Source organism: Mycobacterium sp. E2479 (assembly GCF_001667925.1).
Taxonomy (GTDB): Bacteria; Actinomycetota; Actinomycetes; order Mycobacteriales; family Mycobacteriaceae; genus Mycobacterium.
This window is the reverse complement of record NZ_LZJR01000034.1, coordinates 1-7,179: the sequence shown is the minus strand read 5'-3', so window position 1 is coordinate 7,179 and position 7,179 is coordinate 1. Positions and strand designations below refer to the sequence as shown.

9 protein-coding genes are annotated in these 7,179 nt (G+C 67.6%); 5 read left to right on the top strand and 4 right to left on the bottom strand.

All coding sequences use genetic code 11. The features are described 5' to 3' along the window. Window positions 1–356 precede the first annotated feature (356 nt). A complete protein-coding gene (locus A5686_RS03950; RefSeq protein WP_156749926.1) occupies window positions 357–617 on the top strand; it encodes a DUF3107 domain-containing protein in 261 nt (86 codons plus the stop codon). On the opposite strand, the gene A5686_RS03945 is transcribed toward A5686_RS03950, so the two are convergent. Further along, window positions 614–1,300 (bottom strand): TetR/AcrR family transcriptional regulator, encoded by a 687-nt coding sequence (locus A5686_RS03945; protein WP_067931343.1) that lies wholly within the window; start codon window positions 1,298–1,300, stop codon window positions 614–616. The two genes, A5686_RS03950 and A5686_RS03945, sit on opposite strands and share 4 nt — an antisense overlap. Before the next feature lie 93 nt (window positions 1,301–1,393). Here A5686_RS03945 and A5686_RS03940 point away from each other — a divergent pair, with 93 nt between their 5' ends. The 3 genes from A5686_RS03940 (at window position 1,394) to A5686_RS03930 (ending at window position 4,683) form a co-directional block, all read left to right on the top strand. Further along, entirely contained in the window at window positions 1,394–2,524 is a 1,131-nt protein-coding gene (locus A5686_RS03940; RefSeq protein ID WP_067931341.1) for a DUF3152 domain-containing protein, read from the top strand. An 84-nt stretch (window positions 2,525–2,608) separates the two neighbouring features. Next, a complete protein-coding gene (gene moeZ / locus A5686_RS03935; protein WP_067931339.1) occupies window positions 2,609–3,793 on the top strand; it encodes an adenylyltransferase/sulfurtransferase MoeZ in 1,185 nt (394 codons plus the stop codon). A gap of 35 nt (window positions 3,794–3,828) precedes the next feature. Beyond that, the gene (locus A5686_RS03930) at window positions 3,829–4,683 is read left to right on the top strand and encodes a TIGR02569 family protein (RefSeq protein ID WP_067931337.1); all 855 of its coding nucleotides are present in this window, start codon (window positions 3,829–3,831) and stop codon (window positions 4,681–4,683) included. Window positions 4,684–4,757: 74 nt separating this feature from the next. Here the strand turns inward: A5686_RS03930 and A5686_RS03925 are convergent, their stop codons facing one another. Genes A5686_RS03925 through A5686_RS03915 form a run of 3 tightly spaced genes read right to left on the bottom strand, consistent with a single transcriptional unit; the run spans window position 4,758 to window position 6,112 of the window. Next, on the bottom strand, window positions 4,758–5,066 hold the full coding sequence (locus A5686_RS03925) for an MGMT family protein (protein ID WP_067931335.1): 309 nt from the start codon (window positions 5,064–5,066) through the stop codon (window positions 4,758–4,760). A 2-nt stretch (window positions 5,067–5,068) separates the two neighbouring features. Then, window positions 5,069–5,854, bottom strand: coding sequence for an alpha/beta fold hydrolase (locus tag A5686_RS03920; protein WP_067931333.1), 786 nt, complete (start codon window positions 5,852–5,854; stop codon window positions 5,069–5,071). Between the two features lie 45 nt (window positions 5,855–5,899). Further along, on the bottom strand, window positions 5,900–6,112 hold the full coding sequence (locus A5686_RS03915; protein WP_067931331.1) for a hypothetical protein: 213 nt from the start codon (window positions 6,110–6,112) through the stop codon (window positions 5,900–5,902). Window positions 6,113–6,210: 98 nt separating this feature from the next. On the opposite strand from A5686_RS03915, the gene A5686_RS03910 reads away from it, so the two are divergent. After that, window positions 6,211–7,053: a DUF6159 family protein gene (locus A5686_RS03910; protein WP_067931329.1), complete on the top strand. Its 843-nt coding sequence runs from the start codon at window positions 6,211–6,213 to the stop codon at window positions 7,051–7,053. Window positions 7,054–7,179: the final 126 nt, after the last annotated feature.

The following is a 7,179-nucleotide window of genomic DNA, read 5'->3' as shown; positions in this document are numbered from 1 at the left end:
CAGCGCGAATCGGCGGGCCAACCCGTCCAGTTGTAGTCGGCGTTCAGGTGGGGATCGGTGTCGCAGGCGTCGTCGTCAACCTCATCCTCGGGGTAATCCCGGATCCTGTCGTCAAGTTGCGGCCATGTGGTACCCATGGTGCCGAAGTTAGCCATGAGAAAACACGGATCCGGTATCGCGCGGGTGCCCGAGACAACCTGCAAGCGAATCGTTACCGGGCCGCGACCAAGGTTTCGCTGACCGCGAAGTGTGGGGACGCGGCGAGGTGGGGTTCAGCCGCGTCAACTAGCCTGCTGCTGACAGGGCCGGGACTTCAACACCTGCGCAAGGCTGCAAGACCCATGGAAGGGGTGACCGTGGAGGTCAAGATCGGTATCACGGATAGTCCACGCGAGCTGGTCCTTGCCAGCGCCCAGACGCCCGCCGAGGTCGAAGAATTGGTCAGCGCAGCGTTGAGCGAAGGGTCGGGGCTGCTGCGCCTGAGCGACGAGCGGGGTCGCCGCTTCCTGATTCACAGCACCAGAATCGCCTACGTCGAGATCGGGGTCGCCGACGCGCGCCGGGTGGGCTTCGGGATCATCGCCGAATCCGGCAAACACGCCGGCAAGGACAATTAAGAGCGGGCAAGCGGCACGTGTGACAGTCCGCCCCAGGCGAACTGGACGGTGCCGTCGACGGCGTCCGCCTTGGAAATCGGTCGGTCGGAGTCCAGCCAATACCTGGCGCAGTCGACGCTGATGCCGACCAGACCGACGGCGATCATCCGGGCCCGGTGCGGGTCCAGTCCGGAATCCTCGCTGATCAAAGCGAAAACCGCGTCGATGCAGGATTCGGTGGCGACGCGAACCTGCGCCGCCACCTCGGGTTCGGTGACATAGTCGTTCTCGAAGATCAGCCGGTAGCCCTGGCTGTCGTGCTCGATGAAATCGAAGAACGCCTGCACCGCCGAGTGCAGCCGGCGGCGGTTGTCGGTGGTGGTGCTCAGCGCATTCTGAACGCCCGAGACCAGGTTCTGCACGTGCCGCGCCAGCACCGCCAAATACAGCTCAAGCTTGCTCGAAAAGTGTTGATACAGAACGGGTTTGCTGACCCCGGCGCGATCGGCGATCTCGTCCATGCCGGCCGCATGGTAGCCGCGGTCGACGAACACGTCGCTGGCCACGACGAGCAATTGGCCGCGCCGCTCGTCGCGGGGCAACCGGTTGCCCCGCCGGTTGGATACCGCGGCTTCGTCTGCCGACCGACCGCGGTCGGCCGATCTGACCGCGCGGCGCGCCGGCACCCTGGCGAGTTCGCTCATCGATTCCTCATCTGATTATCAACGGCCGACCCTCGGTAACGCGGGGTCAGCCGCTGGCAGCCCGTGGGAAGTACCTTACTACCCGACCGGTCGATGCGATCGTCATCGCTGCCGTCGCCGCAGGCAGAAGCGGTGTCGGACGGTGGATTCGGGCGCGCCACGGGCGGCGCGGACAGGCGGCTGTGTAATCCTGGGGAAATGACGTCCCCCCGGCAGCCGCGCAGCACGGGTCGCGTGCCGGTGCTACGCGACGAGTGGCGAGAGCCGCTGCGAGCGCTGCGCGACCCCCTCGCGCGGGAGGCCGGGCGGGCGCGGGCCGACCGCGAACGGCCGCGACAATGGCGCAAACAAACCTGGCTGGGGCGATTCGTCTCCACCTACGGGTGGCGCGCATACGCCCTGCCCGTCCTGGTGGTGCTCACCGCGGTGGTGATGTATCAGACGGTGACCGGCACCGGCGCGCCTCAGCCCACGGCCAGTCAGCCCATCCAGAGTCCGCCTGCGATCGGCGCGGTGGGCACGACGATCATCGATGCCCCGCCGCGCGGGCTCGCCGCGTTCGATGCCAACCTGCCGGCCGGAACCCTGCCCGACGGCGGCCCGTTCACCGAAGCGGGAGAAAAGACCTGGCATGTCGTGCCGGGTACCACACCGCAGCTCGGCCAGGGCACCGCAAAAGTGTTCAGGTACACCGTCGAAGTGGAGAACGGTATCGACTCGACCATGTTCGGGGGCGACGACGCTTTCGCGCAGATGGTCGACCAGACGCTGGGCAATCCGAAGGGCTGGACGCACAATCCGCAGTTCGCTTTCATCCGGATCGACAACGGTAAGCCCGACTTTCGGATCTCCTTGGTTTCGCCCGTGACGGTGCGCGAGGGGTGCGGCTACGAATTTCGGCTCGAAACCTCCTGCTATAACCCGGTTTTCGGCGCCAACCGCGACTCGCGGGTCTTCCTCAACGAGGCCCGCTGGATACGGGGAGCCGTGCCGTTCGAGGGGGACGTCGGGTCCTACCGGCAGTACGTGATCAACCACGAGGTCGGCCACGCCATCGGATACCTGCACCACGAGCCGTGCGAGCAACAGGGCGCCCTGGCGCCGGTGATGATGCAGCAGACGTTCTCCACGTCGAACAACGACGCCGCCCAGTTCGACCCCGACGTCGTCAAGGCCGACGGGAAGACCTGCCGGTTCAACCCCTGGCCGTACCCGATCGCCTAGCCCGCCGGTGCGCGTTGCCGCGCCATCGGCGGGCTGCTGTGATGGTGGTAGACGACGCTAGGCCAACCGAGGAGATGTTTCGCCGTGTCCACGCCGCTGCCACCTCTGGTGGCGCCCGCAGATCACCTGACTGGCGAGGAGGTGGCCCGCTACAGCCGTCAGCTGATCATCCCCGGCCTGGGCCCCGACGGGCAAAAGCGGCTCAAGAACGCCCGGGTGCTGGTGATCGGCGCGGGCGGGCTCGGCGCGCCGACGTTGCTGTACCTGGCGGCGGCCGGCGTGGGCACGATCGGAATCGTCGATTTCGACGTGGTCGACGAGTCGAACCTGCACCGTCAAATCATTCACGGGGCGGCCGACGTCGGACGGTCCAAGGCCCAGTCGGCGCGCGACTCCATCGCCGCCATCAACCCGCTCGTCGACGTGCGGCTGCACGAGTACCGCCTGGACTCGACCAACGCCGTCGAGTTGTTCGGCTCCTACGACCTGATCGTGGACGGCACCGACAACTTCGCGACCCGGTATCTGGTCAACGACGCCGCGGTGCTGGCGAAGAAGCCCTACGTGTGGGGGTCGATCTACCGCTTTGCGGGCCAGGTCTCGGTGTGCTGGGAGGATGCGCCGGACGGACGCGGGCTCAACTATCGCGACCTCTACCCCGAGCCCCCTCCCGCCGGGTCCGTCCCCTCCTGCGCCGAGGGCGGCGTGCTGGGCATCGTCTGCGCGTCCATCGCCTCGGTGATGAGCACCGAAGTGATCAAACTCATTACCGGGATCGGTGACTCCTTGCTGGGCCGGTTGATGATCTATGACGCGCTGGAGATGACGTATCGCACCATCGCGATCCGCCGCGACCCATCGGACGAGTCGCGGCCCAAGATCACCGAACTCGTCGACTACGAGCAGTTGTGCGGTGTGGCATCCGAGTCCTCGGCGCACGACGACGCGACGGCCATCACCCCGCGGGAATTGCGCGAGTGGCTGGATTCCGGCAAGGAGCTGGCCCTGATCGACGTGCGCGAGCCGGTGGAGTTCGACATCGTGCACATCGAAGGAGCCCAGCTGATTCCGCAGTCGTTGATCAATTCCGGCGAGGGTCTGGCAAAGCTGCCGCAGGACCGCCCGCCGGTGTTGTATTGCAAAACAGGTGTGCGCTCGGCCCAGGCGCTGGCCGTGCTGCGAAAGGCCGGTTTCGCCAATGCGGTGCATTTGCAGGGCGGGATCGTGGCATGGGCGCAGCAGATGCAACCCGACATGATCATGTACTGACTCAGAACGCCTGTTGGACTCGTTAGAGTACCGGTGTGACAGTCGAGCCACCGCCGGATCATGTGCTCTCGGCGTTTGGCTTGGCCGGCGTGAAGCCCGTTTTTCTGGGTGCCAGCTGGGAGGGCGGCTGGCGGTGCGGCGAAGTCGTCTTGTCGCTTGTGGCCGACAACGCGCGCGCGGCCTGGTCCGCCCGAGTCCGCGAAACGCTGTTCGTCGACGGCGTCCGGCTCGCCCGGCCGGTCCGCTCCACCGACGGGCGCTACGTCGTTTCCGGGTGGCGGGCGGACACCTTCGTGGCGGGGACGCCGGAGCCGCGCCATGACGAAGTCGTCTCCGCGGCGGTACGGCTGCATGAGGCAACGGGCAAACTGGACCGGCCGCGCTTTCTGACCCAGGGGCCCGCTGTGCCGTGGGGCGACGTCGACATCTTCATCGCCGCCGATCGCGCGGCCTGGGAGGAACGGCCGTTGGCGTCGGTGCCGCCGGGCGCACGGGTGGCCCCCCCGGTAGCCGACGCCGAGCGATCGATCGAGCTGCTCCACCAGCTCGCCACCTTGCGCAAGCCGACCAAGAGCCCGAGCCAGCTGGTCCACGGAGACCTCTACGGCACAGTGCTTTTCGTCGGCACCGCCGCACCGGGAATCACCGACATCACCCCGTACTGGCGGCCCGCCTCGTGGGCGGCCGGCGTGGTCGTCATCGACGCGCTGTCTTGGGGAGAGGCCGACGACGGCCTGATCGAGCGCTGGAACGCCCTGCCGGAATGGCCGCAGATGTTGTTGCGGGCGTTGATGTTTCGGCTCGCAGTTCACGCGCTGCACCCGCGTTCCACGGCGGAGGCGTTCCCCGGCCTGGCCCGCACCGCTGCACTGGTCCGACTGGTGCTCTAACCTAGCCGCGTGGCGACCCGCTGCGCCCGGCTACGCCGCGCTTGCGATCCCCGCGGCCGCGCTGGCGATCGCCACTAAAGTTCGTCCGGAAATTCGTAGCGAACCTCGTGCAACGCGATTCTGCCGTCGGTCGCCAGCACGCCTTCGGCGCGTAACAACTCCAGCTGCCGGGTGGTCAGGTGACGCGCCGGGCGCCCGGAGGCGGTGATCACCCGGTGCCAGGGCAGGTCCGAGGAGTCGGTCCGCATGATCCAGCCGACGATGCGCGGGCTGGAAAGCCCTGCGACGGTGGCGATGTCGCCGTAGCTGGCGACCCGGCCGGACGGGATCGCGGCGACCAGTGCGCGTACCCGCTCGACCTGCTCGTCGGTCACCGGCGCCACCGTCAGCGGGCTTTCAACAGCTCGCGGGTCAACGCGGCGACCTCGTCGGGCTTGGCGTAGGGCACCATGTGGTTGCAGTCGAGATCCAGCAGCCGGAAATCCGATCCCAACCGCCGCACCAAGCCGTCGATCAGTTTGTCGGTGACATAGGGCGGGGTGGTGCGCTTGGCTCGTACCAGGACGGTAGGAGTCTTCGCCGGCGGCAGCACGGCGTCGCGGGCGAGCTCGCTCCAGTACGACATCATCGCCGGCAGACTGACCCGCCAGCCGTATCGCCCGCCGGGCAGTGTGATCAGATGCTCGTCGATCTCGGCGTTCAGCAGGGCGGGGTCCACATCGGACCAGGAGCCGTGCACCTTCTCCATGCGCGCCTCCTCGGCGTCCGGATAGTCGGGCGAGCACAGCATCGCCTCGGCGATCTCGCACATCCATCCGCCGTCCAGCCCGACCGCAGGGTCGAGCAGCAGCAGCCCCGCCACCTGGTCGGGGCGCGCCGCGGCCAGGTGCATCGCCAGCCCGCCGCCGAACGAGTGACCCACGATCACTACGGACGTGTCGGGCTGCTCGTCGATCAGCTGGGCCAGTGCCGAGACGTTGGCGTCGATGGTCCACGGCGCGGCCCACGAAGACCGGCCGTGGCCAATCAGATCCGGTGCGGCGATGCCGATCCCGGGCAGAAAGCCGGACAGGTGCCGCCAACGCTGCCCGTGGCCGGTCAGTCCGTGCAACGCCAGGATCTGCACCGGACCGGGCGGGCCGTAGCGGTGCACATGCAACTTTGCGGTCACGCGTCGATGGTGCCAGCCGTCACTGTCGAGCGCCGCGGGCGGTCCTCACCGGTTGTCATCCCGATCGTCCTCGGAGGGGACGATGTAGGCCTGCTCGATCACGTCGGCCTCGTTGGCTTCCCGGTCCCGGGCTGCCACGTAGTCGACGTCCAGACCGGCTTGGTCGTCGGAATCGACCGGCCGCAGTTGTTCCACCGCGTCGCCTTCGGGCGCCTCGTCGATGGGAAAGCCGCGTTCGTCGTCGTTCATGGTCTTCATCCCCGCCTTCCGGTCTTCGTTCGCTCGCGCTCCAGCGTAGGTGCAGGCCGGGTACGCTGAACCGCTCGATCTTCCTCGACGACGCCACGGGAGCGGCCATGGGCAGAATCAGGCGCGGCTGGGCGCTTTCGAAGCAGAGCTGGGAGGTCCTGAAGAAGGACCGGTCGCTCGTCTTCTTCCCGATCCTGTCCACCCTTTTCGCCGCGCTGGCCACGATCGCGATCTGGGCGCCCACGTTGCTGGTGCGCGGTGTGTTCCAAGGCCATCAGGTGGACAACCAGGACCCCGTCTACTACCTCGCGGGCGCGGCGACGGCATACGCGTCCACGTTCATCGCCATCTTCTTCAATGTGGCGCTGGCCGCGTGCGCCGTGCGCTCGATGCGTGGTGAGGACACCAGGGTGGCCGAGGGCATCAACGCGGCGGCACGCCGCATCGTTCCGATTCTGGGATGGACGTTGGTGGCGACCACGGTCGGGCTGCTCCTCAAGGCGGTCGAGGAGCGCTTACCGAACCTGGGCAAGCTGGTCGCGGACCTCATCGGGGCGGCATGGGCCGTCGCAACGTTTTTCGTCATACCGGCGATAGCGCTCGAAGGAACCGGACCGTTTCAGTCGCTGCGGCGCTCCGTGGACACCATCAAGGCGCGCTGGGGTGAGAGTGCCGCAGGGGCGGCCACCATCGGGGTGGTCACGTTTCTGCTCGCCCTGGTGGTCGTGGTGGGCGGCGTCGTGGGTGGCTTCGCACTGATCGCGGCTCGGCTCGCGCCACTCGGTCTCGCGGTGCTGGCGGCGACATTCGCGTTCGCCGTTGTGATCTCCTTCGTCTCGACGGCGCTCAGCCAGATCTTCCGCGTCGCGGTGTACCAATTCGCGGTCACCGGCGAGACGGTCGGCGGGTTCGACCCGCGGCTGCTACAGGCCGCTTTCGTCGCGCGCTAGCGGATCTGTCGGACCCTCGTGATGTCATGCCGTCATGGCCTACACGTGGGATGCCGAAGCGCACACCGTCTTAGACCCCGGTGCGCGCGGTCAGCTGCGTATCCTCGGCGGGCCCGGCACCGGTAA

Coding starts and splice junctions, on each gene's coding strand:
- A5686_RS03910 (WP_067931329.1), top strand. CDS start 6,211: ATGGGCAGAATCAGGCGCGGCTGGGCGCTTTCGAAGCAGAGCTGGGAG.
- A5686_RS03915 (WP_067931331.1), bottom strand. CDS start 6,112: ATGAAGACCATGAACGACGACGAACGCGGCTTTCCCATCGACGAGGCG.
- A5686_RS03945 (WP_067931343.1), bottom strand. CDS start 1,300: ATGAGCGAACTCGCCAGGGTGCCGGCGCGCCGCGCGGTCAGATCGGCC.
- A5686_RS03940 (WP_067931341.1), top strand. CDS start 1,394: ATGCGATCGTCATCGCTGCCGTCGCCGCAGGCAGAAGCGGTGTCGGAC.